The organism is Pseudoalteromonas sp. S3260, from assembly GCF_005886925.1.
In the GTDB taxonomy this organism is placed as follows: domain Bacteria; phylum Pseudomonadota; class Gammaproteobacteria; order Enterobacterales; family Alteromonadaceae; genus Pseudoalteromonas; species Pseudoalteromonas tetraodonis.
The window spans coordinates 1-361 of record NZ_PNCV01000422.1 but is presented as its reverse complement, the minus strand read 5'-3'; the positions used below and the strand labels follow the sequence as shown (position 1 = coordinate 361).

The following is a 361-nucleotide window of genomic DNA, read 5'->3' as shown; positions in this document are numbered from 1 at the left end:
CGCATCTGCAGTATATGGTACTGACGCGGTAGCGGGTGTTGTTAACATCATCCTTAAAGACAACTTCGAAGGTCTAGACATGAACCTTAACACTGCGATGAGCGGTGAAGGTGATGCAGAAGAAAGCTCATTCGACGTTACACTAGGTAGCTCTTTTGACCGTGGTAACGTTGTAATCGGCATGCAATACACAGATCGTGGTGAAGCATCTCAAGGCGATCGTGATTTCTCTACCTGTCCTCTTGCTGAAGGTGCAAATGGCTTATATTGCACAGGTTCTTCGTACAACGAAGGCGGTCACATTTGGAACGGCAATGGTGAAAAAGGTAAAACTGTTAACGCTAAAGGCGAAGACATTGAA

1 pseudogene is annotated in these 361 nt (G+C 45.7%); it reads left to right on the top strand.

Annotation, left to right across the window (positions count from 1 at the left end):
- Positions 1-361 (top strand): annotated as a pseudogene (locus CWC14_RS19045) (TonB-dependent receptor); the annotation flags it as partial.